The sequence below is a fragment of the Pseudomonas sp. GL-B-26 genome, assembly GCF_019947405.1.
Classification (GTDB): domain Bacteria; phylum Pseudomonadota; class Gammaproteobacteria; order Pseudomonadales; family Pseudomonadaceae; genus Aquipseudomonas.
On record NZ_JAGYGJ010000055.1, the window covers coordinates 18,136 to 44,410 of the forward strand.

General features: G+C 59.1%; 24 protein-coding genes and 2 pseudogenes. 15 read left to right on the forward strand and 11 right to left on the reverse strand.

Annotated elements, in window-relative coordinates; genetic code table 11:
- Nucleotides 1-82 precede the first annotated feature (82 nt).
- Entirely contained in the window at nucleotides 83-847 is a 765-nt protein-coding gene (locus KGB23_RS26125) for a sulfite exporter TauE/SafE family protein (protein WP_223433124.1), read from the forward strand.
- Here KGB23_RS26125 and KGB23_RS26130 read toward each other — a convergent pair.
- The gene (locus tag KGB23_RS26130) at nucleotides 837-1,151 is read right to left on the reverse strand and encodes a putative quinol monooxygenase (protein WP_223433125.1); all 315 of its coding nucleotides are present in this window, start codon (nucleotides 1,149-1,151) and stop codon (nucleotides 837-839) included. The two genes, KGB23_RS26125 and KGB23_RS26130, sit on opposite strands and share 11 nt — an antisense overlap.
- 160 nt (nucleotides 1,152-1,311) lie before the next feature.
- Here KGB23_RS26130 and KGB23_RS26135 point away from each other — a divergent pair, with 160 nt between their 5' ends.
- The 10 genes from KGB23_RS26135 (at nucleotide 1,312) to KGB23_RS26180 (ending at nucleotide 10,653) form a co-directional block, all read left to right on the forward strand.
- The gene (locus tag KGB23_RS26135; RefSeq protein WP_223433126.1) at nucleotides 1,312-1,902 is read left to right on the forward strand and encodes an NAD(P)H-dependent oxidoreductase; all 591 of its coding nucleotides are present in this window, start codon (nucleotides 1,312-1,314) and stop codon (nucleotides 1,900-1,902) included.
- Between the two features lie 57 nt (nucleotides 1,903-1,959).
- Nucleotides 1,960-2,871, forward strand: a complete 912-nt coding sequence (locus KGB23_RS26140) for a LysR substrate-binding domain-containing protein (protein WP_223433127.1) — start codon at nucleotides 1,960-1,962, stop codon at nucleotides 2,869-2,871.
- Between the two features lie 103 nt (nucleotides 2,872-2,974).
- Nucleotides 2,975-3,868 carry an NAD-dependent epimerase/dehydratase family protein gene (locus KGB23_RS26145; RefSeq protein ID WP_223433128.1) on the forward strand — a complete coding sequence of 298 codons (894 nt, stop codon included), beginning with the start codon at nucleotides 2,975-2,977 and terminating at the stop codon, nucleotides 3,866-3,868.
- Between the two features lie 207 nt (nucleotides 3,869-4,075).
- Nucleotides 4,076-5,521 (forward strand): SulP family inorganic anion transporter, encoded by a 1,446-nt coding sequence (locus tag KGB23_RS26150; RefSeq protein ID WP_223433129.1) that lies wholly within the window; start codon nucleotides 4,076-4,078, stop codon nucleotides 5,519-5,521.
- Between the two features lie 214 nt (nucleotides 5,522-5,735).
- On the forward strand, nucleotides 5,736-7,085 hold the full coding sequence (locus tag KGB23_RS26155) for a gluconate:H+ symporter (RefSeq protein ID WP_095129544.1): 1,350 nt from the start codon (nucleotides 5,736-5,738) through the stop codon (nucleotides 7,083-7,085).
- 15 nt (nucleotides 7,086-7,100) lie between these two features.
- Entirely contained in the window at nucleotides 7,101-7,961 is an 861-nt protein-coding gene (locus tag KGB23_RS26160; RefSeq protein ID WP_223433130.1) for a MurR/RpiR family transcriptional regulator, read from the forward strand.
- A 1-nt stretch (nucleotide 7,962) separates the two neighbouring features.
- Nucleotides 7,963-9,420, forward strand: a complete 1,458-nt coding sequence (locus tag KGB23_RS26165) for an N-acyl-D-amino-acid deacylase family protein (RefSeq protein WP_223433131.1) — start codon at nucleotides 7,963-7,965, stop codon at nucleotides 9,418-9,420.
- Between the two features lie 120 nt (nucleotides 9,421-9,540).
- Entirely contained in the window at nucleotides 9,541-9,909 is a 369-nt protein-coding gene (locus KGB23_RS26170; protein ID WP_150658690.1) for a glyoxalase superfamily protein, read from the forward strand.
- A gap of 82 nt (nucleotides 9,910-9,991) precedes the next feature.
- Complete coding sequence (locus KGB23_RS26175) at nucleotides 9,992-10,237, forward strand: FitA-like ribbon-helix-helix domain-containing protein (RefSeq protein WP_223433132.1); 246 nt, start codon at nucleotides 9,992-9,994, stop codon at nucleotides 10,235-10,237.
- Nucleotides 10,234-10,653: a type II toxin-antitoxin system VapC family toxin gene (locus tag KGB23_RS26180; protein WP_223433133.1), complete on the forward strand. Its 420-nt coding sequence runs from the start codon at nucleotides 10,234-10,236 to the stop codon at nucleotides 10,651-10,653. Before KGB23_RS26175 ends, KGB23_RS26180 begins: the two co-directional genes overlap by 4 nt.
- A gap of 49 nt (nucleotides 10,654-10,702) precedes the next feature.
- Here KGB23_RS26180 and KGB23_RS30520 read toward each other — a convergent pair whose 3' ends face one another.
- The gene (locus KGB23_RS30520) at nucleotides 10,703-11,566 is read right to left on the reverse strand and encodes a methyl-accepting chemotaxis protein (RefSeq protein ID WP_411741511.1); all 864 of its coding nucleotides are present in this window, start codon (nucleotides 11,564-11,566) and stop codon (nucleotides 10,703-10,705) included.
- A 42-nt stretch (nucleotides 11,567-11,608) separates the two neighbouring features.
- A pseudogene (locus KGB23_RS30525) lies at nucleotides 11,609-12,622 on the reverse strand (methyl-accepting chemotaxis protein); the annotation flags it as partial.
- Between the two features lie 261 nt (nucleotides 12,623-12,883).
- Here KGB23_RS30525 and KGB23_RS26190 point away from each other — a divergent pair.
- Nucleotides 12,884-13,555: a histidine phosphatase family protein gene (locus tag KGB23_RS26190; protein ID WP_223433134.1), complete on the forward strand. Its 672-nt coding sequence runs from the start codon at nucleotides 12,884-12,886 to the stop codon at nucleotides 13,553-13,555.
- Nucleotides 13,556-13,581: 26 nt separating this feature from the next.
- Nucleotides 13,582-14,439, forward strand: a complete 858-nt coding sequence (locus KGB23_RS26195; RefSeq protein ID WP_150658695.1) for a phosphatase PAP2 family protein — start codon at nucleotides 13,582-13,584, stop codon at nucleotides 14,437-14,439.
- Between the two features lie 40 nt (nucleotides 14,440-14,479).
- On the opposite strand, the gene rimJ is transcribed toward KGB23_RS26195, so the two are convergent.
- Entirely contained in the window at nucleotides 14,480-15,067 is a 588-nt protein-coding gene (gene rimJ / locus KGB23_RS26200; protein WP_223433135.1) for a ribosomal protein S5-alanine N-acetyltransferase, read from the reverse strand.
- Nucleotides 15,068-15,278: 211 nt separating this feature from the next.
- Nucleotides 15,279-16,685, reverse strand: coding sequence for a DUF2252 domain-containing protein (locus KGB23_RS26205; protein ID WP_223433136.1), 1,407 nt, complete (start codon nucleotides 16,683-16,685; stop codon nucleotides 15,279-15,281).
- A gap of 502 nt (nucleotides 16,686-17,187) precedes the next feature.
- Between KGB23_RS26205 and KGB23_RS26210 the strand changes: the two genes are divergently transcribed.
- A complete protein-coding gene (locus KGB23_RS26210; RefSeq protein WP_223433141.1) occupies nucleotides 17,188-18,705 on the forward strand; it encodes a diguanylate cyclase in 1,518 nt (505 codons plus the stop codon).
- 124 nt (nucleotides 18,706-18,829) lie between these two features.
- Here KGB23_RS26210 and KGB23_RS26215 read toward each other — a convergent pair whose 3' ends face one another.
- From KGB23_RS26215 to KGB23_RS26240, 6 genes are all read right to left on the reverse strand, one after another.
- Complete coding sequence (locus KGB23_RS26215) at nucleotides 18,830-19,822, reverse strand: LacI family DNA-binding transcriptional regulator (RefSeq protein WP_223433137.1); 993 nt, start codon at nucleotides 19,820-19,822, stop codon at nucleotides 18,830-18,832.
- Nucleotides 19,823-19,914: 92 nt separating this feature from the next.
- Complete coding sequence (locus KGB23_RS26220) at nucleotides 19,915-21,414, reverse strand: glycoside hydrolase family 32 protein (protein ID WP_223433138.1); 1,500 nt, start codon at nucleotides 21,412-21,414, stop codon at nucleotides 19,915-19,917.
- The gene (locus KGB23_RS26225) at nucleotides 21,411-22,556 is read right to left on the reverse strand and encodes an ABC transporter ATP-binding protein (RefSeq protein WP_223433139.1); all 1,146 of its coding nucleotides are present in this window, start codon (nucleotides 22,554-22,556) and stop codon (nucleotides 21,411-21,413) included. Before KGB23_RS26225 ends, KGB23_RS26220 begins: the two co-directional genes overlap by 4 nt.
- A 27-nt stretch (nucleotides 22,557-22,583) precedes the next feature.
- Nucleotides 22,584-23,426 (reverse strand): carbohydrate ABC transporter permease, encoded by an 843-nt coding sequence (locus tag KGB23_RS26230; RefSeq protein ID WP_150658701.1) that lies wholly within the window; start codon nucleotides 23,424-23,426, stop codon nucleotides 22,584-22,586.
- Nucleotides 23,423-24,385 (reverse strand): carbohydrate ABC transporter permease, encoded by a 963-nt coding sequence (locus KGB23_RS26235; RefSeq protein ID WP_223433140.1) that lies wholly within the window; start codon nucleotides 24,383-24,385, stop codon nucleotides 23,423-23,425. The genes KGB23_RS26230 and KGB23_RS26235 overlap by 4 nt, the downstream gene beginning before the upstream one ends.
- A gap of 20 nt (nucleotides 24,386-24,405) precedes the next feature.
- Nucleotides 24,406-25,680, reverse strand: a complete 1,275-nt coding sequence (locus tag KGB23_RS26240) for an ABC transporter substrate-binding protein (protein ID WP_223433142.1) — start codon at nucleotides 25,678-25,680, stop codon at nucleotides 24,406-24,408.
- 169 nt (nucleotides 25,681-25,849) lie between these two features.
- Between KGB23_RS26240 and KGB23_RS26245 the strand changes: the two are divergent.
- Nucleotides 25,850-26,275, forward strand: a pseudogene (locus KGB23_RS26245) (porin); the annotation flags it as partial.

Sequence of the window (26,275 nt, forward strand, 5' to 3'; positions counted from 1 at the left end):
AGATCGAGCCTCTATCAAAACAAGAGGCTGCCTCAGTATATGGCAGATTTTCAAGCTGCCAATCCGGGCTCACGATAGCGCCATGAATACTCTCGTCACGTTCTATCAAAACCTCGGTCTGGCCCTTTCATTGATGGTTATCGCGACCTTTCTGCTGGCCGGCATGATCAAGGGTGTGATCGGCCTCGGACTGCCGACCATCGCGATGGGATTGCTCGGTCTGGCTATGGCGCCGACGCAGGCTGCCGCGCTGCTGATCATCCCTGCGACGCTCACCAACGTCTGGCAACTGGCATTTGGCGGGCATCTGCGGGGGTTGATCAAACGGTTGTGGCCGATGCTGCTGGCGATCTTCATCGGCACCGGGGCCGGCACGTTGTGGATCGGCATGGCCGGTGGTCATTGGGTCGTGCGGGGATTGGGCGCTGCGCTGTTGCTCTATGCGTTGAGCGGATTGTTTCTGCCGACCTTGCGTGTTGGCCGTCACACCGAGCGCTGGCTCGGTCCACTTTGCGGCCTGTTGACTGGCGTCATCACCTCGGCCACCGGCGTCTTCGTGATTCCCGCCGTGCCTTATCTGCAAGCCTTGGGCTTGAGCAAGGATGAACTGGTGCAGGCGCTGGGTCTGTCGTTCACCGTCTCGACCCTGGCCTTGGCCGCCGGCCTGTTATGGCGCGACGCACTGGGCGGTGGCGAGTTAAGTGCGTCGTTGCTGGCGCTGATCCCGGCGGTGCTCGGCATGTTGCTGGGGCAATGGCTGCGCCAGCGGATCAGCGCCACGCTGTTCAAGCGTGTGTTCTTCATCGGCCTCGGCGTACTCGGTGGCCACTTGCTGATCAGCGGGTAGCGGACGGCGGGCTGAGCATGTCGATGGCGCGGATATCGAAATCCCGTTCCAGGTACTCATCGCGCTGCTCGAGGAACTGCTTCATGTGTGGCAGGTTCGAGTGCACGTCCAGGTGGGCCTGGGACTGCCAGATCTCGTAGAAGATAAACAGCGTCGAGTCCTGTTTGTCGCGCAGCATGTGGTACTCGATGCAACCCGGCTCGGCGCGGCTCGCTTGCACATAAGCGCTGAAAAACGCTTCGAAGGCGTCGGATTTTTCCGGGCGGGTCTTGGCGTGCAGGATGAAGCCTTGCATTTCACTCATCAGAAATCTTCTCAAGTTCAGAATCGGCGCAAGTTTATGGCAATAATCGCGTGTCGATTCGTGCGTATTGGTCAAATGAATTTTGTGAATTCAGCGCTTATTCCGCGCGAGGCAGATCGCTACGCTGCCGCCATCGAATTCCAACCTTCCGAGACTTCCCATGAAAAAAGTCCTGTTGCTCAATGGCGGAAAAAAATTTGCCCACTCCGATGGCCGCTACAACGCCACCCTGCATGAAGCTGCGCTGAGCGTGCTGGATCGCGGCGGTGTGGACGTGAAAGCCACCTTCATCGACGAGGGTTACGACGTCGCCGAAGAAGTTGCCAAATTCCTCTGGGCCGACGTGATCATTTATCAGATGCCCGGCTGGTGGATGGGCGCGCCCTGGACCGTCAAGAAGTACATCGATGAAGTCTTCACCGAAGGCCACGGTAGCCTCTACGCCAGTGACGGCCGCACGCGCTCCGACGCGTCGCAAAAGTACGGCAGCGGTGGTCTGTTGCAGGGCAAGCAATACATGTTGTCCCTGACCTGGAACGCGCCGCAGCAAGCCTTCGACGATCCGACCGACTTCTTCGAAGCCAAGGGCGTTGACGCGGTGTACTTCCCGTTCCACAAGGCCAACGAGTTCCTCGGCATGACCGGTTTGCCGACGTTCCTGGCCGTCGATGTGATGAAACGCCCGAATGTCGAAGCCGATGTGGCGCGCTATGAGCAGCATTTGACCGAGGTGTTCGGCCTGCCGGCGTAAGGTTCCTTTTGCCCCGCATCCAGCTACTATCAAGCCAGTTTTGAATGAGGGGCCCCCGTGAAAGCCAGATCCGATGAGTTGCAGATTTTCGTCTGCGTGATTGAGTGCGGATCGATTTCCGCTGCGGCCGAACAGGTCGGGCAAACGCCTTCGGCGGTCAGCCGTACGCTGTCGCGGCTGGAGGCGAAACTCGATACCACGCTGATCAACCGCACCACGCGGCGCATGGACCTGACCGAAGAGGGCAAGTACTTCTTCGAGCACGCCAAGCTGATTCTCGATCAGATGGACGAACTCGAAGAACGCCTGACCTCACGTCAGCAAACCCCGTCCGGGCGTCTACGGATCAACGCCGCATCGCCGTTCATGCTGCACGCCATCGTGCCGTATATCGACGAGTTCCGCCGCCTCTACCCGGACATCCAGCTGGAACTCAACAGCAACGACCTGATCATCGATTTGCTCGAACAAAGCACCGACATCGCCATCCGTATCGGTACGCTCGCCGACTCGACCTTGCACGCTCGATCTCTGGGTTGCAGTCCACTGCACATCGTCGCCAGCCCGGCCTATCTTGAAAAACACGGTGTACCGGCTGAAGTGGCGGATTTGTCCAGGCACACGCTGCTGGGCTTTACCCAGAACGAAGGCCTCAACCAATGGCCGCTGCGTTACGTTCACGGTGATCGCTGGCCGATTCAGGCGTCGATCAGCGCCTCCAGCGGCGAGACAATCAGGCACTTGGCGCTGGAAGGCCAAGGCATTGCCTGCCTGTCGCACTTCATGACGATTGATGACATCCGCGCCGGACGTTTGCAGGTGCTGCTGGCGGATTTCAACAGCGGGTATCGCCAGCCGATCAATGCCGTGTACTACCGAAACTCGCAACTCGCCCTACGGATTCAATGCTTCCTGGACTTCATCCAGGGCAAATTGGCGGCTTATGCGAACGCGGATTTCAAGGGCTGATTCGTGACCCCTGCGCAAGAGTGAATTGGGCAACGCTGTCTGTTTCCACAGGCATCGGTCCTCGATACTGGATGCATCACTTATTAACGCAGGGAGTTTCTCCATGAACGTATTCGTCACCGGCGCAGCCGGTTTTATCGGTGGCTCCATCGCTACGGGTCTGGTCCGTGCCGGCCACAACGTCACCGGTCTGGTGCGCAGCACCGAACAAGCTAATGAATTGCACGAACTGGGCATCACCCCGGTAATCGGCACGCTTGACGACAGCGCACTACTGGCCGAACAGGCCCGCGCTGCCGACGCCGTGATCAACGCCGCCAGCAGCGACCATCGCGGCGCGGTAGAAGCGTTGCTCGATGCACTTCGCGGTTCCAACAAAGTGTTCCTGCACACCAGCGGCTCAAGCATTGTTGGCGATGCGTCGGGCGGCAAATCCAGCGACGTTATCTATTACGAAGACAACCTGCCGGCACCGACTGTCGACAAGGCTGCTCGCGTGGTCATCGACAACCTGATCCTCGCCGCAGCAAAGGACGGGGTGAACTCGGCAGTGATCTGCAACACCCTGATCTACGGCCATAGCCTGGGCGTCAATCGCGACAGCGTGCAGTTGCCGCGTTTGCTGAAACAGGCGCGTAAAAGTGGGGTGGTCCGGCATGTCGGTACCGGCCAGAACATCTGGTCCAACGTGCACATCGAAGACGTGGTTTCCCTGTACCTGCTGGCGCTGACCAACAACGTACCGGGCACCTTCTACTTCGTCGAAAGCGGTGAAGCGTCGTTCATCGACATGACCACTGCGATTGCCCAGGCGCTGAATCTGGGTGAGCCGCAGGACTGGCCGCTGAAAGATGCAGAAGCCGAGTGGGGCTATGAAATGGCCAACTATGGCCTGGGCTCCAACAGCCGGGTTCGCGGTAAACATGCGCGCGAATTGCTGGGCTGGGCGCCGAAGCGGACATCGGTGATTGAATGGATTCGTAACGAGATGGTGTGAGTTCGCTTTAAACCGAGTCGCTGCCTTCGCGAGCAAGCCCGCTCCCACAGTGGATCTTCGTCGTACACAAAATCTGTGTCGAGTGGAGATCAAATGTGGGAGCGGGCTTGCTCGCGAAGGCGTTTTCAGCAGCCCAATAACTGGCCGTGCCGCCCTCAATTCCGTAACATCCGCTCCCTCTTTTCCCGCCTGTATTTTAGGTCAGCCATGAAACCCAAACGTCTGCGCGCCGATACCCTGGCCGGGCTCACCACGTCTTTCGCTCTTCTACCCGAATGCATCGCCTTCGCGCTGGTTGCGCACCTCAATCCATTGATGGGGCTTTACGGCGCGTTCATCATTTGCACCCTGACCGCGCTTTTCGGCGGCCGGCCGGGCATGGTGTCCGGCGCCGCGGGGTCGATGGCCGTGGTGATCGTTGCTTTGGTGGTGCAACACGGCGTGCAGTACTTGCTGGCCACCGTGCTGCTGGGTGGATTGATCATGCTGGCGTTCGGGTTGCTGAAGCTTGGCAAGCTGGTGCGCATGGTGCCGCACCCGGTGATGCTCGGCTTCGTCAACGGCCTGGCGATCATCATTGCCCTGGCGCAGCTGGAACACTTCAAGAGCGATGGCGTCTGGCTCAGCGGCACGCCGCTATACCTGATGGCGGGGCTGGTTGCCGTGACGATGGCCATCGTCTACCTGCTGCCGCGTCTGACGCGTGCCGTGCCGCCGGCGTTGGTGGCGATTCTGGGCGTTGGTTTGGCGGTTTATCTGCTCGGTTTGCCGACCCGCACCTTGGGCGACATGGCACACATTGCCGGCGGTTTGCCGACGTTTGCGCTGCCAGACATCCCCTGGACCCTGGAAACCCTGCGCATCATCGCCCCTTACGCGATATTGATGGCGTTGGTCGGCGTGCTGGAAACCCTGCTGACCCTGAACCTCACCGATGAAATCACTGAAAGCCGTGGCTTCCCGGATCGCGAATGCGTGGCGCTGGGCGCTGCCAACATGGTCTCTGGTGTATTCGGCGGGATGGGCGGCTGCGCCATGATCGGCCAGACCGTGATCAACCTCAGTTCCGGTGGTCGCGGTCGGCTGTCCGGTGTGGTGGCCGGGCTGATGATCTTGCTGTTCATCCTCTTCCTCTCGCCGCTGATCGAGCGCATCCCGCTGGCCACATTGGTCGGGGTGATGTTCGTGGTGTCGCAGCAGACGTTTGCCTGGGCTTCGTTGCGGGTGGTGAACAAGGTGCCGCTGAACGACGTGTTGGTGATCATCGCGGTAACGGTCATTACGGTGTTCACCGATCTGGCCACCGCCGTGCTCTGCGGGATCATCATTGCGGCGCTCAACTTTGCCTGGCAACAGGCCCGCGAGCTTTATGCCGACAGTCACCTCGAAGCCGATGGCAGTAAGCTTTACCTTCTGCATGGCACGCTGTTCTTCGCCTCGACTGCGCCTTTTCTAAACCAATTCGATCCTGCCAATGACCCGTCCGTGGTGACGATCGACTGTCGCCACATGAGCTTCGTCGACTACTCGGCCATCGCCGCGCTCAAGACCTTACGCGAGCGCTACACCAAGGCCGGCAAGCACCTGCGGGTGCTGCACTTGTCCGAACGCTGCAAGAAACTGCTCAAACGCGCCCGCGTGAACCACGACTGAGACTGACAACTGATCGTTCCCACGCGTGGGAACGATCAGCGTGGGGCGATGAAAGTTCCACTATCCAACTTTCATATCCGTCGACCGCCCATACCTCTGCGCGACAACCCTTATCCCTCCACGAAAATTACTTTCACCTCGTTTGAAAATAACACCTCGAAATGTTTTATGAGTTTCACAACCCATTCGACGTGACCCTTTCGAGGAGTACCGCATGACACCGTCCTTCGGCTATTGGCTGCTGGTTTACGCCGCCATCGCCATCATCGCGCTGATCGTTCTGATTGCCCGTTACCGGCTCAATCCGTTCATTGTCATCACCCTTGTGTCCATAGGCCTGGCGCTGTTGGCCGGGATGCCACCATCGGGCGTGGTGGGGGCGTACGAGGCGGGTGTCGGCAAGACGCTGGGCCATATCGCGCTGGTGGTCGCACTGGGCACGATGCTCGGCAAAATGATGGCCGAGTCCGGCGGTGCCGAGCAGATGGCGCGAACGTTGATCGACAGCTTCGGTGAGAAAAATGCCCACTGGGCGATGGTTTGCATCGCTTTTCTTGTCGGACTGCCACTGTTCTTCGAGGTCGGTTTTGTACTGCTGGTGCCGATCGCTTTCACCGTGGCGCGGCGCGTGGGCGTTTCGATTCTGATGGTCGGTTTGCCGATGGTCGCCGGGCTCTCGGTGGTCCACGCCCTGGTGCCGCCGCATCCGGCGGCGATGCTGGCGGTGCAGGCTTATCAGGCCTCGGTGGGGCAGACCTTGCTCTACGCGATCCTGATCGGGATCCCGACTGCGATCATCGCCGGCCCCCTCTACGCCAAGTTCATCGTGCCGCGCATTCAACTGCCGGAAGATAACCCGCTGGAGCGTCAGTTCCTCGAGCGTGAACCGCGTGACAGCCTGCCGGGTTTCGGCATCACCATGGCGACCATTCTGTTGCCAGTGGTGCTGATGCTGGTCGGTGGCTGGGCCAATCTGATTTCCACGCCGGGCAGCGGTTTCAACCAGTTCCTGTTGTTCATCGGCAATTCGGTAATCGCCTTGCTGCTGGCGACCTTGCTGAGCTTCTGGACGCTTGGCCTGGCCCAAGGCTTCAACCGTGAATCGATCCTCAAATTCACCAACGAATGCCTGGCACCGACCGCCAGCATCACTTTGCTGGTGGGCGCGGGCGGTGGCTTGAACCGGATTCTGGTGGACGCTGGTGTCACCGACCAGATCGTCAGCCTGGCCCAGGTATTCCACCTGTCGCCGCTGTTGATGGGTTGGCTGTTCGCTGCGCTGATGCGCATCGCCACCGGTTCTGCCACGGTGGCCATGACCACCGCGTCGGGCATCGTCGCGCCGGTGGCCATTGGTCTGGGTTATCCCCATCCAGAGCTGTTGGTGCTGGCGACGGGCGCGGGGTCGGTTATCTTTTCCCACGTCAATGACGGCGGTTTCTGGTTGATCAAGGAATACTTCAACATGACCGTCGCCCAGACCTTCAAGACCTGGACGGTACTCGAGACCATTATCTCGGTCGTCGCCTTCGGCCTGACCGTGGGTCTTTCTTATCTGCTTTAGCCGGAGCCACCTGCCATGGACATCCTCTACCAGATCCGCGCCCGTCAGGATTCCTTCAGCGCGGGCGAAGGACGCATCGCTCGGCTGATGCTCGACGACGTAGGATTTGCCTCCGCCGCCAGTCTCGATGAACTGGCGCTGAGAGCGGAAGTCAGCACCGCCACGCTCTCGCGTTTTGCTCGTACGGTCGGCTGCCGCGACTTACGCGATCTGCGCCTGCAACTGGCTCAAGCCAGCGGTGTCGGCAGCCGTTTTCTCGACCCTGCGATTGCGCCCGAGCAGTCAGCGTTTTATGGGCAGATCGTTGGCGATATCGAGTCGACCTTGCGCCAGCATCTGTCGGCGTTCGACGAATCGCGTTTCGCCGACGCGGTGAAACTGCTGGGCAAGGCGCGGATGATTCACGCCTTCGGCATGGGCGGTTGCTCGACCTTGTGCAGTGATGAACTACAGGTGCGGCTGGTGCGATTCGGTTACCCGATTGCGGTGTGCCACGACCCGGTGATGATGCGCGTTACCGCCGCCAGCCTCGATGCGGAACGCGCCGTCATTGCCTGTTCGCTGACCGGCATCACCCCCGAACTGCTCGAGGCCGTCGAGTTGGCGCGCAGCTACGGCGCACGAATTCTCGCCATCACCCGGGCCGACTCGCCGCTGGCGCAATTGGCTGATGTGCTGCTGCCGCTGCAAGGCGTCGAGACCTCGTTCATCTACAAACCCACGGCGGCGCGCTACGGCATGTTGCTGGCCATCGACGTGCTTGCCACCGAGCTGGGGCTGGCCAATCCTGAAGACAATCAAGAGCGTCTGCGGCGGATCAAACTCGCCCTCGACGATTACCGCGGCGGCGACGATCACTTGCCGCTGGGAGACTGACATGATGTACGACACGCTGATTCGCAACGCCCTGATCATCGACGGCAGCAACGCCCCAGGTTATCCCGCCGACGTGGCGATTCTGAACGGCCGCATCGAGCGTATCGGCGACTTGCACGATGCCAGCGCCACCGAAGAAATCGACGCCGCCGGCCGCGTGTTGGCGCCAGGTTTCATCGACGTGCACACCCACGACGACACCGTGGTGATCCGCCAGCCGCAGATGCTGCCCAAACTCAGCCAGGGCGTGACCACGGTGATTGTCGGCAACTGCGGGATCAGCGCTTCGCCAGTGAGTTTGCGTGGCGATCCGCCCGACCCGATGAACCTGCTCGGCACCGCCGCCGCGTTTGTTTATCCGAGGTTCAGCGACTACCGTGCAGCCGTCGAAGCGGCGAACACTACGCTGAACGTGGCTGCACTGGTCGGCCATACGGCGCTGCGCAGCAATCACCTCGACGATCTGTTTCGCACTGCCACGCCGGACGAAATCAGCGCGATGCGCGAGCAACTGCGCGAGAGCCTTGAGGCCGGTGCGTTGGGCCTGTCCACGGGGCTTGCCTATGCCAACGCGTTCTCGGCTTCCACCGATGAAGTGATGCAACTGACAGAAGAGCTGACTGCCTTCGGCGCGGTTTACACCACGCATTTACGCAGCGAATTCGAGCCGGTGCTGGAGGCCATGGACGAAGCATTCCAGATCGGCCGTCATGCAAAATCCCCTGTGATCATTTCCCACCTCAAATGCGCCGGCGCCGGTAACTGGGGACGCAGTCCGCAACTGTTGGCGTCCCTCGAACACGCGGCGAAAACTCACCCGGTGGGCTGCGACTGTTATCCCTACGCGGCGAGTTCATCGACGCTGGACCTCAAGCAAGTCACCGACGCTCATCGCATCACCATCACCTGGTCCACGCCTCACCCTGAAGTGGGCGGCCGTGACCTGATGGACATCGCCGCCGAGTGGAGCGTGCCGCTACTGGATGCCGCCCGACGCCTGCAACCGGCCGGCGCGGTGTACTACGGAATGGACGAAGCCGATGTAAGAAGAATCCTCGCACATCCGCTGTCGATGGTCGGCTCTGACGGATTGCCGGAAGACCCGTTTCCGCATCCACGCTTGTGGGGCGCATTCCCACGCGTGCTCGGACATTTCAGTCGCGATGTAGGGCTGTTTCCGCTGCACACCGCCGTACACAAGATGACCGGATTGTCGGCGGCGCGATTTGGCTTGAAGGAACGTGGCGAAATCCGTGAAGGACATTGGGCGGATCTGGTGTTGTTCAATCCTGAAACGATTCGCGATGTGGCGGATTTCAATGACCCGCAACAGGCCGCGGAAGGGATTGATGGGGTGTGGGTCAACGGTGTCTTGAGTTACAGCGAAGGTCAGGCAAATGGAAGAAGGGAAGGGCGGTTTCTGGCACGGCAAGGGGACTTGCGTGACGGATTCCAGTGAACATTCCGAGTGCTGCGTCACAGTGATGGCACATTGAGACTAAAGAAAGCCATCGCCAAGCCGAAGCGCTGACATCTCGCCCGGCTACACTTTGGGCCTTATCAGTCTGGGAGCAACGCCATGAGCTTCGGCAAAACCACCCCGATCCTGCGGATTTTCGATGAAATCAAGGCCGTGGAGTTCTACGTCGACTTTCTGGGATTCAAGATCGACTGGCAGCATCGTTTCGAGCCCAACTTTCCGTTGTACCTGCAAGTCTCCCGTGGTGAGTGCGTGCTGCATCTGTCCGAACATCACGGCGACAGCACACCGGGATCGGCATTGCGGATTGAGACTGATGAACTCGAGGTATTCCAGCAGCAACTGTTGGCCAAGGAATATCCGTTCGCCCGTCCACAGATCCAGGCCATGCCGTGGGGCAGCCAGGACATGACCGTGACCGACCCGTTCGGGAATCGGTTGGTGTTTACCAATGCGATCTGTGTGTAAAGCCGTTCGGCAGCTCTGCGAGTTTCGATGGAGCAAGGTGTGTTAGCCTAAATCAATGATTTCATTGATTGCAGGAGGCATCATGGCCAGCATTACGATTCGAAACCTGGACGATCAGATTAAGGAGCAGCTGCGCATCGCAGCGGCCCACAATGGGCATTCGATGGAAGAAGAGGCTCGCCTGATACTCGGCAGAGCCCTGGCTACCATTGATCGCGCAGGAGGGCTTGGAAGCCGTATCCGCAACAGGTTCAGCGCCAGTGGTGGGGTTGAGCTCGATCTTCCTTCGCGTCACGAGAAAGCGACAGCGGTGGATTTCTCCGAATGATAGTGCTCGATACCAATGTTCTTTCAGAGTTCATGCGGGTCGAGCCTGACACTCAAGTACTTGCCTGGGTTGATGCGCAACCGGCGATGGAATTGGCAATTAGTGCTATCACCGTGGCAGAGATTCTCCATGGCATTGCCCGACTCCCGTTTGGTAAGCGCAAACAGAAACTTGAAGCTCATGCGATGGCGATGTTCGAAGAGGACTTTGCCGGAAGGATTTTGCCTTTTGATGCTCACGCCGCCGTGGAGTACGCGACGCTGGTTGCTGGCTGTGAAGCTAATGGTCGGACGGCGTCGATGGCCGATGCGCAGATTGCCGCAATCTGCCGAAGCCACGGAGCTCCTATTGCGACCCGTAATGTCCGGGATTTTGAGTTTCCAGGCGTAGAGGTGATCAATCCATGGCAGGCCTGAGCGCTTGATGATCGTTCCCACGCGGGAGCGTGGGAACGATCAGGTGTGATTACACCCGGAAGTGGCTGACCATCATCTGCAACTGATTGCCCAACCGCGCCAGTTCAACACTGGACGCAGCGGTTTCGTCGCTGGCGGCGGCGGTCTGTTCGGACACGTCGCGCACGTTGATGATGCTGCGGCTGATCTCTTCGGCCACGGCGCTTTGCTGCTCGGCAGCGGCGGCGATCTGCTGGTTCATCGACTGGATGTTGGACACCGTGCGGGTGATGTTTTCCAGTGACACGCCAGCCTTGCGAGTCAGCGCGACGCTGCTGTCGGTCAGGGCGCGGCTGTTGTTCATCACCGCCGACACTTGTTGAGTACCATTCTGCAGACCGGCCACCAGGCCTTCGATTTCTTCGGTGGACTTCTGAGTGCGCTGAGCCAGGCCACGGACTTCGTCGGCAACCACGGCAAAGCCTCGACCGGCTTCACCGGCTCGGGCGGCTTCGATAGCGGCGTTGAGCGCCAGCAGGTTGGTCTGTTCGGCCACGGCCTTGATGACGTCCATGACGCTGCCGATCTTGTCGCTTTCCTGTTGCAGCACGCTCATGGCTTCGGTGGAACGCGCCACTTCAGTGGCCAAGCGTTCGATCTGGGCGATGGCTTCGTTGACAACTTTGTCGCCTTCACGGGCTTCGCCGTCAGCAGCGGCCGCTGCCTGGGAGGCTTCTTCGGCGTTGCGCGCGACTTCCTGCACGGTGGCCGTCATCTCGTGCATGGCGGTGGCCACTTGATCGGTTTCGATCTTCTGGCTGTTCACGCCGGCGCTGGTTTGCTCGGTCACGGCGGACAGTTCTTCAGCAGCGCTGGCGATCTGGGTGACGCCGTCGCGGATGCCGCTGATCAAGTCGCGCAGGGTCACGCCCATGCGAGCGATGCCTTGTTGCAACACACCGAGTTCGTCGCGGCGAGTCACTTTGACGTCCTGGGACAGGTCGCCGCTGGCGATGCGCTCAACCACGGCCAAGGTGTCGCGCAGCGGGCCGGTAATCTGACGGGTGATGATCACGGCAGCAATGATGCCCACCAGCAACGCCAGCAAGGTGCTGATCAGCTGCAGCGTGCGAGCCTGGGCGCTTTCGATGTCACGGCGGTCGAGCTGGATCTGATACAGCTGATCACTCAGGGTCACGATGGCGGCGCCCTGGTCGGTCATTTCCTTGCGTGCCTGCACCGCATCGCTGTTCGCCGCTTTATAAGCCTGCAAGGCGCTGCGGTAGTTGGTCAGTGCGGTTTCCAGCTGACGCAGGGCGTCTTGCTGAGTGTCGGCGAAATGCACATTGAGGGGTTTCAGGCTGGCGATCGCCACGTCCAGTTGGCCGACGGCTTTTTGCTCGGTCTCGGCGTTGGTGGTTGCGGTGTAGCCGCGCACTTCGTAGCGGGCCAGCAAGAAGGCTTCCTTGGCCGCCGTGATGGCCTGGAATTGTTCGAAGCGCTGGTCGCTCAGAGGCATTTGCTGCACGCGGGTGTTGATGGCGTTGATCAGCGTGTTCGCGGTCTCGGCATTGGCGCCCATGGTGTCGCGCGCGCTGTTACCGGTGCGGTACGCGCTGCGCATTTTGTTCAGGGACGTCTTGTAGGCGTCGATGACGGCGCCTTGCTCTTTGAGCAGCTTGAGGTTTTCCGGGCTCTTGAATTTCACCAGCAGCGCTTGTTGCTGAGCGGAGAACGCCTCGAGCGTGGTCTGAACGTTCTGTGCGGCAGTTTCGTCGCCATTGGTCAGCATGTATTGCAGGCGAACCACTCGCAGCTTGGTCAGGCCGGCATTGAGCTGGGTGATGTCGCTCATCCAGTTGCTGCGGTCAATCAACCCGCCCAGGCTCGTCCAGCCGGTCAGGGCGAGGACGCAGGTCAGGGCCAGGACCAGGCCAAACCCCAGGCCCAGCTTCATGTTCACGCTGATATTGCCGAACCAGCTATTCATCAAAAGTCCTCCAGGAACGTTGTACTTCTAGATCGTCGGTTGGCTGGAAGATTGTTGTTTTTGGTAGCCAGCAAGGTGTGTAGCAGGACTGTATCGGCAGCAATTACGAGAGCTGAATGGTTTTTGCGGGACCGATGTGTAACAAGGCTTTTGTGCAGGTCTTAAGCTTTTTTTCACATGAGTTTCACCGGCTGCCGACGCCAGCCTCTTTACTCTCGCCGCATCGAATGACAGTGATGCGTGCCGGCGAGGCGGTTTGATGTGGAATTGAGACTGAGACTGTTCGGGATAAAACGCTCGATTGATCTGAGCCGTTTTGCCCGCTATCGCAATGCGGCTGTCGTGCTCACCTCGGCGCTGTTGGTGATTGCGCTGACGGTCTGGCTGTTGCATCCTGCCGCTGTACCGGACCTGGCCCACGGCAATGTGGTCGGCGCCCGGGCGTTGAAGGCCGATTGGGCCAAGGGCAACGTGATCGTGCTGGTGCGTCACGTTGAACGCTGCGATCATTCCAGCGCCCCCTGTCTGATCGGTAACGATGGCATTACCGAACGCTCTCGCAGCGTCGCGGTGGAGGTCGGTGCGCAGTTCGAACAACTGGGGCTGAACAAGGCCGACATCTACAACAGCCCCGTCCTCCGTACAGCGCAGACCGCTGGCTACATGTTCAACAAGGTCGGGGTCGGTGAAGAATGGTTGATCAATTGCAAGGGCACCATGCTGCGCGACGCTCTGGCGCACAAGGTGGCCGGGCGAAACCTGATTCTGGTGACCCACAGCGAATGCATGTCACAACTTGAGAAAGACCTCAAATTGCCGACCGCTACCCTCGGCTACGGCGCTTCTTTGTTTATCTCGGCCGAAATACCTCAGGCACCACGGATGCTCGGTGTCATCGAAGCCTCGGACTGGCACTCGGTGACCGCCGAATGACTTCACTTTCTGGATCAGGACACACGATGTTGACTTCTTCCCGCTACCGCTTTTACTGGGTGAACTTCGGCATTCCGCTGGCCTGTGCGGTCGTGGTTTTCCTGCTGTTCGACCTGACCAAAATCGACATCGCGTTCAATGATCTTTTTTATGACCCGGTCACGCAGACGTTTCCGCTGGATCATGTCCATCTGTTCGAAAAGATCACCCATAAATGGGCACGGATCATCCCGAACTGGACCGGAGAGTTAGCGATCGTCGGCGCCTTGCTGTCGTTTCTGTGGCCGCGTCTGAAGGCCGAGAAACATTCGAAAATCATCGCATTCCTGGAAAAAATCAAAGTCGCGCCGGTGCTTCGGTTCGCCAGCAAGCACCGCCGGGACTTCCTCTACGTGGTGTTCGCGTTCTCCATCAGCACCGGGGTGATCCACTACCTCAAAGGCCATACCAGCGTGTACTGCCCGGTCGAAACGACCCAGTACGCGGGGAAGATCGAGCACAAGGAGTGGTACCAGAATTTTGATCTGCTGAAAGTCGCTGGGCCCGGTCGCTGCTGGCCGGGCGGCCATGCCTCGGGCGGTTTCACCATGCTGGCGTTGTACTTCGTGGCGCGTCGTTACCGCTGGCGCTATTCCAAAGCGGTGATGTACGGCTCGCTGCTGCTCGGTTTCGTCTACGGTACGACGCGGGTTCTGCAAGGCTGGCACTACATGTCCCACACCTTCTGGGCCGGGATCTTCGTATGGCTGGCGTGTTTGCTGACAGCGTTGGCGTTCTATGGACGAGCGCGGCTGGAGCAACCGGTGCTCCAACAGGCTGCGCACCCCATCGGTGAGCCGCTCATTGATTTACAAAACAGTAAGCCTGACGGCCGCCCCGCATAACCTTCAGCCCTTTCAAGGGCGGGGCCAAGCAGGCGAAGTATTACGAGAGGCGTCGGGACCAGCGCTGCTCCGGTGCTTCAAAGCGATCATTGATCAACGCCGTCAACACATGATCCTGCCAGCGCCCGGCGATACTCAGGTAGGCCTTGGCGTAGCCTTCACGTTCAAATCCCAGGCGCTCCAGCAGCCGCGCACTGCGTTCATTGCCAGGGATGTAATTGGCCATGATCCGGTGCAGTTTCTGCTCATCGAACATGTAGCCGATTCCCGCTTCGAGTGCTTCCTGCATCAAGCCCTGGCCCTGATGAGATTCGTCGATGTGGTAACCGAGATAGCAGGCCTGAAACGCCCCGCGAGTGATGCCGCTGAAGTTACAGGCGCCGATCATCTGGCCGTTGTCCGGATCCAGCAGCGCGAAATGCACCGCCAGACCGGCCTGGAAAGCGCTGGCTTGCACCTCAAGGCGCGGGCGGATGCGTTCAGGGCTGTGATAATCGACGGGGCGAATCGGCGACCACCGGGCGAGATGCCTCAGGTTGCGCCGGTAGAAGTCGCTTTCCAGCGCCGCCTGTTCAGGGTCGAGCACCGCCAGCGTCAAGCGCTTGCAGGGTAGGGATAGCAGCGGCATAGGGCGCTCCGGTTCACGGGGATCGTCGCGCAAGCATTGCGTGGCCAGCGGGGAAACACAACAAGACAGCAGGCAAAAAAAAGCCCGCGGGAGGGCGGGCAAACCGTAGTTTCTTGAATGAGCGAGCGCAATGTACCCGTTGGTGGAAGGTCGTGGGGTGAAGAAAAATTCATGTCGATGAGTGCCCGCCGCTTCACACCCTGAGACACGCCTACGGCAAATGATCCGCCGCAAAGTCCGCTTCCGAGCGCGCCCGCAAACGGCCCTTGCGGCAGGCCTGCTGGAATTGTTCGAAGTCGCGCTCATTCTGCGCGGTGTAGCTTTGCGCATACTTGAACAGCGCGTCGGCCAGCGCATCGCTTTTGCCGATGTAGCCGCTGATGTGTGCGGCGTTCCCGGATGATTTGGCGTGGGCCCGGGCCAACGCGCGACCACAAATGCGTCCGTAGGCGGCGAAGGTGTCCGCGTCGAACGTCTCGAGTTCAGCCGAGACTTTCATGTCGCGCAACTGGCGCACATAGAAGTGTCGACCGCTGGGGCCGGTGGTCCAGCCGAGGAACAGGTCACTGGCCGATTGCATCAACCGTTGCCCATCGACCACGCGCTGACCGTTGTGCCTAACTCGCGATTTAGTCTTCACATAATCGGCAAGCACCGAACGACGCGCCTCCTTGAACTGCAGGAACAGCGGGAACTCCTGATCGTCAGTCAGCAGGGCCACCAGGCAACGAGTCCCGACGCTGCCCACACCGACCACTTTGAACGCCATGTCGTGGGCATGAAAACGCGACAACAGCTCACGACGGTCGGCTTGCAGCGTGCCGGGATAGTCGCGCATGAACGCGTCGTAAAGCGCACGCCAGTTCGACAGACGCAGCCAGTCGTCGTCGGCATCCAGCAGCGTGGTGTTTTCGTGTAAATGGAAAATTTCCGGCAGGTCATCGCGAATGATCAGTCGGCCATTTGCGTCACGTTCACTGATTTTCGGCAGCAGTTCAGCATGGGTACGCCGTTCGGCTTTTTCGATGGCACGTTCTACATGTTCCAGAGTCGCTTTGCTCGCCTGCTGCCGCAGATCGCGGTAACTGATGGACTCGTACCAGGTTTCCATGGCGCTTTGTTCGGCGCATTCGAGCATGGTCTGCTGGTAGGCGCCGACCACTTGGCGGCAGACCGTTTCTTCGACCGTGTCGCCATGACGCAGGTCGCGCGCTGCCACCACGAAACTGGCCACCAGCCGTTTCAAGTCCCATTCCCAAGGGCCGGGGTGGGCTTCGTCGAAATCGTTGACGCTGAACAGCAGATTGCGTTCCGGCGTTGCAAAACCACCGAAGTTCATCAGGTGACTGTCACCGCAGATGGGCGATACCAGACCCATGCTGGATGTTGCGGCCAAGTCGTGGGCTTGCAGCAGGGCGTTGCCGCGATAGAAGGTGAACGGCGAGACCAGCATGCGGCCGTAGCGCAACTCGACCAGTGACTTGATGCGGCCTTCACTGGACATTTTGATCAGCGGCAACGGGTCGCGATTTATTTTTCCCATGGCCGCCTGCGAACTGCGGGAGCAGTTCTTGCGAGCATCCTTGCCTTGGTTCAAGCGGTCTTTGAGGGTGGTCATGTGGGTTCTTTTGGTGAGTGTTTTAGACGTGTGAGAGATGAGTGTAGAAGGGCCCTGCGTCTTCATCCGAAGTGTTTGGGCTTTGACCGTGGGGCGAAAAAAGGCGGCTGTTGAGTCAACAGAAAGTTACAGTTTATGAAACCTATTGTTGAGCTATCAGCCTCCGCGTTGTTTCTTATGTCCGTTCTAATCCCCAAAAAGGCACCTGCGATATTCTCGTCAGGTGCCTTTTTTGTTGAGGAGAGCAGTAATGCCTTCCGATGCTCGATTCGTTAAACCGGCCACTGCATACATGGCTGCTGGCCTGCCAGTCGCTAACTGCACTGAGCCTTCCAGAGTTCTGAGCGGCCTGAGAGCAGGTGGCCCAATACGCTACATTCTGTTGCTGCGCCCCTGCTGGACTACTTGTATCCTTATGCATGCACAGGACATGCGCCTGCTGTTATTGCCCCAGTTCAATAACAGCCAGAACGGGAAACCGGACTTTCCAAAAGGTACTGATGTGAAGCGTGATACCCACCTCGTTGTGCTCTTGCTGTTGATTATCGGCTGTTCCCTGGCATCACTGACCATTTGGAAGGTGATGGGTTCTCGAGATCGAGCGCTGGAGGAGGTAGATGTCCACGGGTTGAACCTTACCCAGGCGCTCGCGACCTATTCCGAAGGCATTGTCCGGCAAAGTTCGCTGCTCTTGCTCGGGCTCGTCGAGCGTCTGGAAACCGAGGGCAGTGGCCCCGTGCAGATCCAGCGGCTAAGTGCGCTGGTCAACCGACAGCGGCCGCTGATGCCCCAACTGAGTGGTATCACCATCTACGATAATCAGGGACGCTGGCTGATGTCCTCCAACCGGCAGATTCCGGCCGCAGCCAGCGCTAGTGACCGTGCCTATTTTATTCATCATCGCGACGACCCTTCCCCGGAGCCCTTCATCGGGCCGCCCATTCGTAGCCGGTCTAACCAGGAATGGGTGATCACCGTCAGCCGCCGTTTCAATGATGATCGGGGAGAGTTTGCCGGGGTGGTGGCGGTAACTCTGGGGATAGAAAACTTCCTGCGGCTGTTTGGAAAGCTCGACTTGGGGCAGGAGGGGGCCATTGGGTTGTCCCATACCGATGGTACATTGCTGGTGCGTTATCCCTTCCGCGAGCAGGACATGGGACGCAATTTTTTGAAGTCGCCGATCTATGCAAAATATCTTGTGGAACAATCGGTCGGCACCGCTTCGTTTACCTCCAGCCTAGATGGGATGGAGCGGCTTTACGCCTTCCGCAAGAGTGAAACGCTGCCGCTGATAACTACCGTCGCGCTTGGCAAACGCGAAGCGCTCGCTGCGTGGCGAATGGAAGCACTGCTATCAGCAGTGGTGGTGACTGGTCTGCTGGGACTCACCGGCCTCATTGGTTGGTTTTTGATCCTGGATATCCGCCGGCGGACTACGGTGGAGGTGGAACTGAGAGGCACTCAGCAGCAATTGCTCTCATCGAATCGGCAACTGGAGTTGTTGGCGATGAAGGACGCGCTGACCGGTTTGGCGAATCGACGCTGCTTCGATGAGGCCCTGACTATAGAGGCACGGCGAGCTCAACGAGATGGGACGTCGTTGGCATTGCTGATGATTGATATCGACTATTTCAAGTTGTTCAACGATTCCGTTGGGCATGTTGCCGGCGACGCTTGTCTGCAGACGGTTGGTAAAGTCCTGGATGAGTGCGTACGGCGGCCGTCGGATCTGGTAGCGCGTTATGGCGGAGAAGAGATGGGGATCATCATGCCCAATACCGACGGTGATGGTGCGGCGGTAGTGGCGCAACTTATACTCGACCGGTTGAAAGAAGAGAATATCCCCCACAAAACCAGCCCATTGAGACGAGTGAGTGTGAGTATCGGGATTGCCGCTGCTGCTGGTTCGGAATTGGATCAGTTGCAAGAGTTAGTCGAGGCGGCAGATCAGGCGCTGTATAACGCCAAGGCAGCTGGACGGAACCGTGCTGTGAAGCATGTGCTGCTACTGACTGCCTAAGTAACTCCAATCAAACCTAGCCATCGAAGCTGCCCGCGTCCTGGTGACGGCGCAACACCCCTAGTGCGCGACAAGCTGGCAAATCAAAAGCAAGCGGGTGTGCTATCACCGAATTAACTCATTCTTAGAGTGATGACCTGACCACCAATGGACAATCAACTGGCTGGGTTCCCGATACCTCAAGGGTCTCGATCAGGTGCCGGGCAGCCTTGCGACCGATCTCATAGTATGGCAGTTGCACCGTGGTCAGCGGTGGGATGAACAGCTCGGCGATACCGATCATGTTGTCGTAGCCTAGCACGGCGACATCGTCGGGAATTTTCAGGCCACGGCCGAACAACAGCTGATAGGCACAAAAGGCAATGCGGTCGTTGCCACAGATCAGAATGTCGAATTGGGGGCGACCTTCGATGATGTGCCGGTCGAGGATGGCTGCGGTTTCACCATAGGCGTCATGAACGGAAAGGTCGTATTGCAGGAGTGCATCAGGCGCCAGACCGAATGCCTGACAGGCACGCTGCAGGCCTTTTTGTCGCAGACCCCAGGCCAGACTCTGTTTTGGCAGATTGATACACAGAGGGCGCCGATAGCCTTGGCTCAAAGCGTGATGTACGGCTCGATACTGCCCTGTTTCGTCGTCTGGCACATAACTCACCAGGTGACTGTCATCTGCCAGGCAATTGGCGAGTACCAGGGGTTTGCTCTTCAAACGCTCGGGAATGCACACCTGGCGAAACCCCATGGCGCTGAAGATCAACCCGTCGGGACGGTGCGACAACATCAGGTCGATGTTCTGGTCGGTGGGCGGGTTGCTCAACAGGTTGAGGATAAAGACATTCCAGCCGGCTTGCTGTGCGGTCTGTTCGATGGACAGCAGCAGCTCGACCGCGAACGGTGTGGTCGCGGTGTCCAACGCGAACACCCCGATGGTTCGGGACTGGAGATTGTCGCCGCGCATTCTGCGCGCCGACAGGCTCGGTACGAATTGCAGTTCATCAATGGCGCGGCGCACCCGCTGAAGGGTTTCGGGACTCAATTTTTCCGGATTGTTGAGCGCTCGAGAAACGGTCATCAGGGACACGCCGGCCAGCTGTGCAACGTCTTTCACTGAAGTCATGCGAGGCGAAACCTGTCAGGTTGACGCAGAATCATGACACATGGCCCGCGCTTCTCGCGACTCGAATGACGCTACTCATAGCCATCCGCCGCTCATAGCCATCCAGAGTCGAGAGGCCATGCCTTGGGAATGGAGACACGCCCGCCACTCCCGCTGGCAAGGAGCTTCACGCCCAGACTGTCGGGCCGCGGATAAAGGCGACTGCTGAGGGTGAAGTGCCCGTTTTCGTCGAACACCTCGATGGACGAGCGATCGAGGAAAACACGCAGTTCCAGTCGCTCTTGTGTAGGGTCTATCGCCACGCTGCGCTGACCGGTGACTTGCGCACCCGAGCGGCTGCGGTCAAGCACCAGTCGATGCAGCGACGCATCGTAGTAGAGCAGAGTTTCCTCATGGTCATCGTCACTGCAGCGCAAGGCGATTCCCAAGTGCCCGTTGCAGCCGAGCAGATCCAGATGCACATGGATTTCGAGCATGTCGCCATTCACTTCCGGTACCCACCGGGTTCCGGATTCATCCCACCAGGGCGTGCCTGGCAATGGTGCTTTGCGCAGAGCGGTGAGTTCCCGTGCCGGATACACGCAAAGGCGATCAGCGTGCAGTTCAAGTTCGCGCGGTAAACCGAGCATGCCGCACCAGTGATGGGCCTGGCTCGGCATCGGGCTTTCCCACATGTCGAGCCACGCCCACACAAGGCGCCGACCGTCAGCGGCCACTAGCGTTTGCGCGGCATAGAAATCATGACCGTTATCCAGCTCGATAAAAGGCCCGCCCGTGAAGTGCCATTCGCTGTCGAGTCGGCCCACTCGATAACCGGTCTGGTACTTGTTCAGCCGTTCGTAACCCTCGGGTTGCATGCCCTGAGGGGAGTAGAGCAGCACATCGCGCCCGTTCAGTCGGAACAGATCCGGGCACTCCCACATATAGCCATCGCCCTCGCTGCCGCTGGACACATAGTCGAGGAATTCCCAGGTGTGCAGATCCGTGGAACGGTACAGCGGGAGCAACGGCACATCGCCCAGACGTGCGCCGGCAATCAGGTACCAGCAGTCGTCCTCCTGCCATACCTTGGGGTCACGAAAGTGCATGATCGTGTCTTGTGGCGCGGCTTCGATAACGGCGCCATGCTTGACGAACCGGATGCCGTCGGTGCTGGTGGCCAGGCACTGGACTTGACGGATCGAGCGCTCGTCACCCACGTCCCCCAGCCAGGTGTGCCCGGTGTAGATCAGCGCCAGGGTATCGCCACACACCACCGCGCTACCGGAAAAACAACCGTCGCGGTCGAAATCGTCGCCGGGCGCCAATGCAATGGGCAGATGTTGCCAATGGACCAGATCGGCACTCTTGGCGTGCCCCCAATACATCGGGCCCCATTTTGCTTCGAAGGGGTAATGTTGATAGAACACGTGATATTCGCCACGAAAGTACACCACCCCGTTAGGGTCGTTCATCCAGCCCGCTGGAGGGGCAATATGATAACCGGGTCGATAATCGTGGATCACGCGAGACAGGCCGTCACTCAGCGCATGCTGCGCAAGGTCAAGGGCGCAAGACATTGGAACGCTCATGGAATTCAAAGACACAGTCATAGGGCGCCTGCTCGTGCCGAGCGCAAAGGGACGCCGTCTGATGGGGCTTCAATAGTTTGTGGGTGGCGCCTCAAGGCCGTGCCGTCGGCGTCGAACAGGTGCAGATTGCCGATCTCCAGTTGCAGCTCGACCCGATCGCCTACCTGCCATCCGGCGCTGACCTCGCAACGACAGATCAGTGACTCGTCCTGACCTGTCTCGAGGTGCACATAGGTTTCGCTGCCCAGGTATTCGACGGCGGTCACGACCACGCCGGCGGTTCCATCCGCCGCCTTGAGCGACACGTGCTCCGGGCGAATCCCCAGGGTCAGCTGCGTATCTGCCGCCAGCTTCGAGCTGTCGTAGGGCAGGGATGTGATACCCCATACGAGGGTATCGACCAGGCTGGTTTCGCCTGGGGCCTGCAGGCGAGCCGGCAGAAAATTCATCCTGGGCGAACCGAGAAATCCGGCGACAAAGCGACTGGCCGGACGTTCATAGAGTTCGCGTGGTGAACCGAACTGTTCTACGCGACCACCGTTGAGCACGACAATTTTGTCGGCCAGGGTCATTGCTTCAACCTGATCGTGGGTGACGTAGATCATGGTCGAGCCCAGTCGGGCATGCAGCCGGGCAATTTCGTTGCGCATCTGCACGCGCAAGGACGCATCCAGGTTGGAAAGCGGCTCATCGAACAACAAAATGTCCGGTTCCCGCGCCATGGCTCTGCCCATGGCCACACGCTGACGCTGCCCTCCAGACAATTCTTTTGGCTTGCGTTGCAGCAGTTTGTCCAACTGCAGGATTTGCGCAGTTTTCAGCACACGCTCGCGCAGACTGCTCTTTTCAGTCTTGGCCAGTTTGAGACCAAAACTGATGTTGTCGTAGACGCTCATGTGCGGGTACAGCGCATAAGACTGAAACACCATGCCGACGCCACGCTCGCGCGGCTCCAGGTCGTTGACCCGACGCCCGTCGATCAGCAGGTCGCCGCCGCAGATCGAATCCAGCCCGGCGATCAGGCGTAGCAGGGTCGACTTTCCGCAGCCCGAAGGGCCGACGAACACCACAAACTCACCCGCCGCGATTTCCAGGTTGACGTCACGAAGAATCCGCGCGCCGCCCAATTGTTTGTTCACGTTGTCTAGCTTCAACTTGATCACGATGCTGTTCCTTGTAGTTGTCGGGCATCAACCCTTTAACGCGCCGGCAGTGAGGCCGGAAACGATTCGGCGCTGGAAGATCAGCACCAGAATCACCAGTGGGACGGTGACCACCACCGATGCGGCCATCAACAGCCCCCAAGGCAGCTCATGAGGACTCCCGCCGGAAATCAAGGCGATGGCGACCGGCACCGTGCGTTGCGTGTCGGTGAGGGTGAAGGTCAGGGCAAACAGGAACTCGTTCCACGCGGCGATGAAGGCCAACAAGCCAGTGGTGACCAGTGCGGGCCAGAGCAGCGGCAACAGCACGCGGGTCAGCGTGACCCAAGGCGACGCGCCATCCATGATTGCCGCTTCTTCCAGTTCATGCGGCAGTTGCCCCATGAACGTGGTCAGCACCCAGACGGTGAAGGGCAGAGTGAAAATCGTGTAGCTCAGGATCAACGCCCAGGACGTGTTGTACAGGCCCAGCGCGCGGATCACCTCGAACAGCCCCGATAGCACCGCAACCTGGGGAAACATCGACACACCAAGGACCATCATCAACACCGTGCCACGCCCACGAAACTTCACCCGGCCCAAGGCATAGGCGGCGGTCAGGCTGAGGAACAGCGCCAGCGTCACCACGCACAGAGCAACCACCAGCGAATTACCGATTGCCCGCAGGAATGAGGCTTGATGGAGTACCGCCGCATAATTGGAGAAGTCGGGGTTATCGATCCAGTAGCTCACCTCGAACAAGGCGCTGGACGGCTTCAGCGAAGTCACGATGGCGTAGTAGAAAGGGAAGACCGCATACAGCAGCAACACCCCGATCAGACACCAGAACCCGAGGCGCAACAGCGCTTTTTTCAGTAGACGCGGACTCATGACCGGACCTCCAATTGACGGCGTCCGAGGTAGAGATAAAGCATGGCGATGACCGCAACCACCAGAAACAGCAGGGTCGAGGCCGCGCTGCCGTAGCCAACGTCCTGAAACTCCACCAGATGCTGGCGGGCATACACCGACATACTCATGGTGCTCGATGAGTTCGAGGTCAGCACATAGATAACGTCGAATACCCGCAGCGAGTCGAGGATGCGGAAGATCGCCGCCACCAGCAATGCGGGCATCAGCAGGGGAAGCGTGACACGCCAGAACACCTTCAACGGGTGAATGCCATCGACCCGGGCGGCCTCGTAGCAATCGCTAGGTAACATCTGCAAGGCCGCCAGCATCAGCAGCGTGACAAACGGGACGGTCTTCCAGACATCGACGATGATCACCGCCCACATCGACAGATCCGCATCGGCCGTCCAGGCCAGGGGCGAATCAATCAGGCCGAGGCTCAGCATCAGGTGATTGATGATGCCGAACTGGTCGTTAAGCATCCATGACCAGATCTTTGCCGAGACAATGGTCGGAATCGCCCAGGGAACCAGAATCAACGCACGCACCAAGGAACGGCCGGTGAACCTGATGTTCAGCAGCAACGCCACCAGCAGTCCCAGTACGACTTCAAGTCCCACCGACACCACGGTGAAATGCAAGGTGTTGCGCACCGCGTTCCACCATTGCGGATCGACCAGGATGCCCGACCAACTGGTGCCGTTGTGGAACAGATAATTGCTCAAGCCAATGAAGGTTCCGCCACCGGTGTCCGCCAGGTTGGCGTCGGTCAGGCTGAACCAGAATGTCCGCAGTAGCGGCCAGGCCGCCACCAGGGCCAAACACAGCAGCATCGGCGTCAGAAACAGCCAGGCAGCGCGCACGCGGCGACGTTGTACGGGCGTTTCCCTGGTGAGCAGGAGCTCGTCACAGGGGGCATGGGTAGCAGAGACAGACATGGTGATTTCCTTCCTTTGGCTTACCAGTTCCGGCGCTTGATGCGCGTGAGTTCGCTTTCCAGTTCGGCCAGCGCCTGATCGACAGGCAACTCGCCCGCCAGCACGCCATGCACTCGATCGAAGAACGCATTGGAGACCCGTGGATAGCGATCGGCAGTGATTGAGGCGGGGCGCATCACCCCAGCGTTGAGAATGCTGTGCAGCTGAGCGTAATAAGGCATTGCCGCGAGCAGTTCGGGATCTTGATACAGCGACTCGATAACCGGGTTATAGGCGCCTATCAAAGAACGACGTTTTTGCTCTTGGGCACTGGTCAGGTAGTTCACCAGTTCTGCCGCAAGTTTTGGATGGGCGCTGTAACGCGATACCGCCAGACCCCAGCCACCGAGAGTGGATGCATGGGTGCCGGTCTCGCCGCCGCGGGGCAGGGGAGCGACCCCGACCTTGTCTTTTACGGCACTGTCCTGGCTTTGCACCAGGGCCCAGACATACGGCCAGTTACGCATGAACAGCGCATTTCCCGACTGGAATACGCCACGGCCTTCTTCCTCGGTGTAATTGAGTACGCCCCGTGGGGAGATGTCTCCCACCCAGCTTTTCGCCAGGGTCAAAGCCGTTCTTGAGGCCTGACTGTTGACCACGATGTCGCCTCGTGGATTGACCAGTCCGCCTTCCGGTTGGCTGCTGATCCACTCCAGCGCATTGCACGTCAGGCCCTCGTAGGCGCGCCCTTGAAAGATGTAACCCCACGCATTGGGGTTCCCGGCAGTGCGTTCGGCCTGTTGAATATCCCTCGCGGTAGCGGTCATTTCCTCCCAGGTCTGGGGAACCTGCTGGTTGTACTTCTCGAGCAAGTCTTTGCGGTAATACAGCAGACCCGAGTCGGTAAACCACGGCATCGTCACCAGCCGTCCGTTCACCGTGGCGTTATCCACCTGTGCCTGGAAGTAGCCATGGGTTGCGTTGGCTGGAAGCACCTCGCGCAGATCCATCAGATGTTTGGCCAGCATCCCTGGCCACACCATATCGATTTGAATGATGTCGATGTCGGCGGACTGCGCGCTGAGGATCTGTTGGTAGAACGACAACCTCTCGGTCGCCGAATTAGGCGTGGAAACCACCTCGACGTTGTTACCGGTCTGTTTTGACCACGCCTCGACAGCCTCCTTGCAGAGTTGTAACTCCGCACCCACCGCACCACACGAGATCGTCAGATCGGCTGCGCTCGAGAGGGATGGAAGCCCGGCACAGAGGGTGAGCAGTGCTGCTGGAAGGAGAGATTTGAGCTGTTTCATAAAGCCCTCTTTATTTTTGTTTTTAGAAAAGTTAACGTTAACATCGCCAAATGTAGCAGCGTATTTGCGATGAGGCATCCTTTTTTTCGTCGATTTTGACAATTCATCATTCACGAAAAAAGGGTCCGTCGCGGGAACAAAAACAATAAAAACAAAACAGGAAATCCACATGCAGAAAGCATCAAGCTGGCTACTCGCAGGTGTGCTTGGCACCTCGGCGGCAACCTCTCAGGCCGCGACTCTGGAACAACGCATGGCTGCGTTTGAAGCCCGTGCCAGCGCAGCGGAAAAACGCGCCGCCGCAGCCGAACAGCAAACCCAGGCACTTGCCAGAGAATTGCAACAGATCAAACTTGCCACTCCCGCCTTGCAGCCTGCAGCGTCTACTGCTGCAGCCATTTCGGCGCCTGCTTTGGACACCCGGCTGGCAAAACTCGAAGCCCGTCAGCAAAGCATGGAAAAGCAGGGCAGCAGCGGACACCTCACTGATGGGTTCAGCTTCAACGGCTACGCCCGCTCCGGATTGCTGATCAACGATCGGCTGGGTGGTGGTCGTGGCGGCCCTTATGAAACTCCTGCCGGTTCAGTCGGTGGT

Coding starts and splice junctions, on each gene's coding strand:
- KGB23_RS30520 (WP_411741511.1), bottom strand. CDS start 11,566: ATGGGCGTGACCCTGCGCGACTTGATCAGCGGCATCCGCGACGGCGTC.
- KGB23_RS26165 (WP_223433131.1), top strand. CDS start 7,963: ATGATGTACGACACGCTGATTCGCAACGCCCTGATCATCGACGGCAGC.
- KGB23_RS26230 (WP_150658701.1), bottom strand. CDS start 23,426: ATGAGTCCGCGTCTACTGAAAAAAGCGCTGTTGCGCCTCGGGTTCTGG.
- KGB23_RS26220 (WP_223433138.1), bottom strand. CDS start 21,414: ATGACTGTGTCTTTGAATTCCATGAGCGTTCCAATGTCTTGCGCCCTT.
- KGB23_RS26145 (WP_223433128.1), top strand. CDS start 2,975: ATGAACGTATTCGTCACCGGCGCAGCCGGTTTTATCGGTGGCTCCATC.
- rimJ (WP_223433135.1), bottom strand. CDS start 15,067: ATGCCGCTGCTATCCCTACCCTGCAAGCGCTTGACGCTGGCGGTGCTC.
- KGB23_RS26175 (WP_223433132.1), top strand. CDS start 9,992: ATGGCCAGCATTACGATTCGAAACCTGGACGATCAGATTAAGGAGCAG.
- KGB23_RS26160 (WP_223433130.1), top strand. CDS start 7,101: ATGGACATCCTCTACCAGATCCGCGCCCGTCAGGATTCCTTCAGCGCG.
- KGB23_RS26195 (WP_150658695.1), top strand. CDS start 13,582: ATGTTGACTTCTTCCCGCTACCGCTTTTACTGGGTGAACTTCGGCATT.
- KGB23_RS26155 (WP_095129544.1), top strand. CDS start 5,736: ATGACACCGTCCTTCGGCTATTGGCTGCTGGTTTACGCCGCCATCGCC.
- KGB23_RS26240 (WP_223433142.1), bottom strand. CDS start 25,680: ATGAAACAGCTCAAATCTCTCCTTCCAGCAGCACTGCTCACCCTCTGT.
- KGB23_RS26125 (WP_223433124.1), top strand. CDS start 83: ATGAATACTCTCGTCACGTTCTATCAAAACCTCGGTCTGGCCCTTTCA.
- KGB23_RS26135 (WP_223433126.1), top strand. CDS start 1,312: ATGAAAAAAGTCCTGTTGCTCAATGGCGGAAAAAAATTTGCCCACTCC.
- KGB23_RS26170 (WP_150658690.1), top strand. CDS start 9,541: ATGAGCTTCGGCAAAACCACCCCGATCCTGCGGATTTTCGATGAAATC.
- KGB23_RS26215 (WP_223433137.1), bottom strand. CDS start 19,822: ATGACTTCAGTGAAAGACGTTGCACAGCTGGCCGGCGTGTCCCTGATG.
- KGB23_RS26130 (WP_223433125.1), bottom strand. CDS start 1,151: ATGAGTGAAATGCAAGGCTTCATCCTGCACGCCAAGACCCGCCCGGAA.
- KGB23_RS26180 (WP_223433133.1), top strand. CDS start 10,234: ATGATAGTGCTCGATACCAATGTTCTTTCAGAGTTCATGCGGGTCGAG.
- KGB23_RS26235 (WP_223433140.1), bottom strand. CDS start 24,385: ATGTCTGTCTCTGCTACCCATGCCCCCTGTGACGAGCTCCTGCTCACC.
- KGB23_RS26150 (WP_223433129.1), top strand. CDS start 4,076: ATGAAACCCAAACGTCTGCGCGCCGATACCCTGGCCGGGCTCACCACG.
- KGB23_RS26205 (WP_223433136.1), bottom strand. CDS start 16,685: ATGACCACCCTCAAAGACCGCTTGAACCAAGGCAAGGATGCTCGCAAG.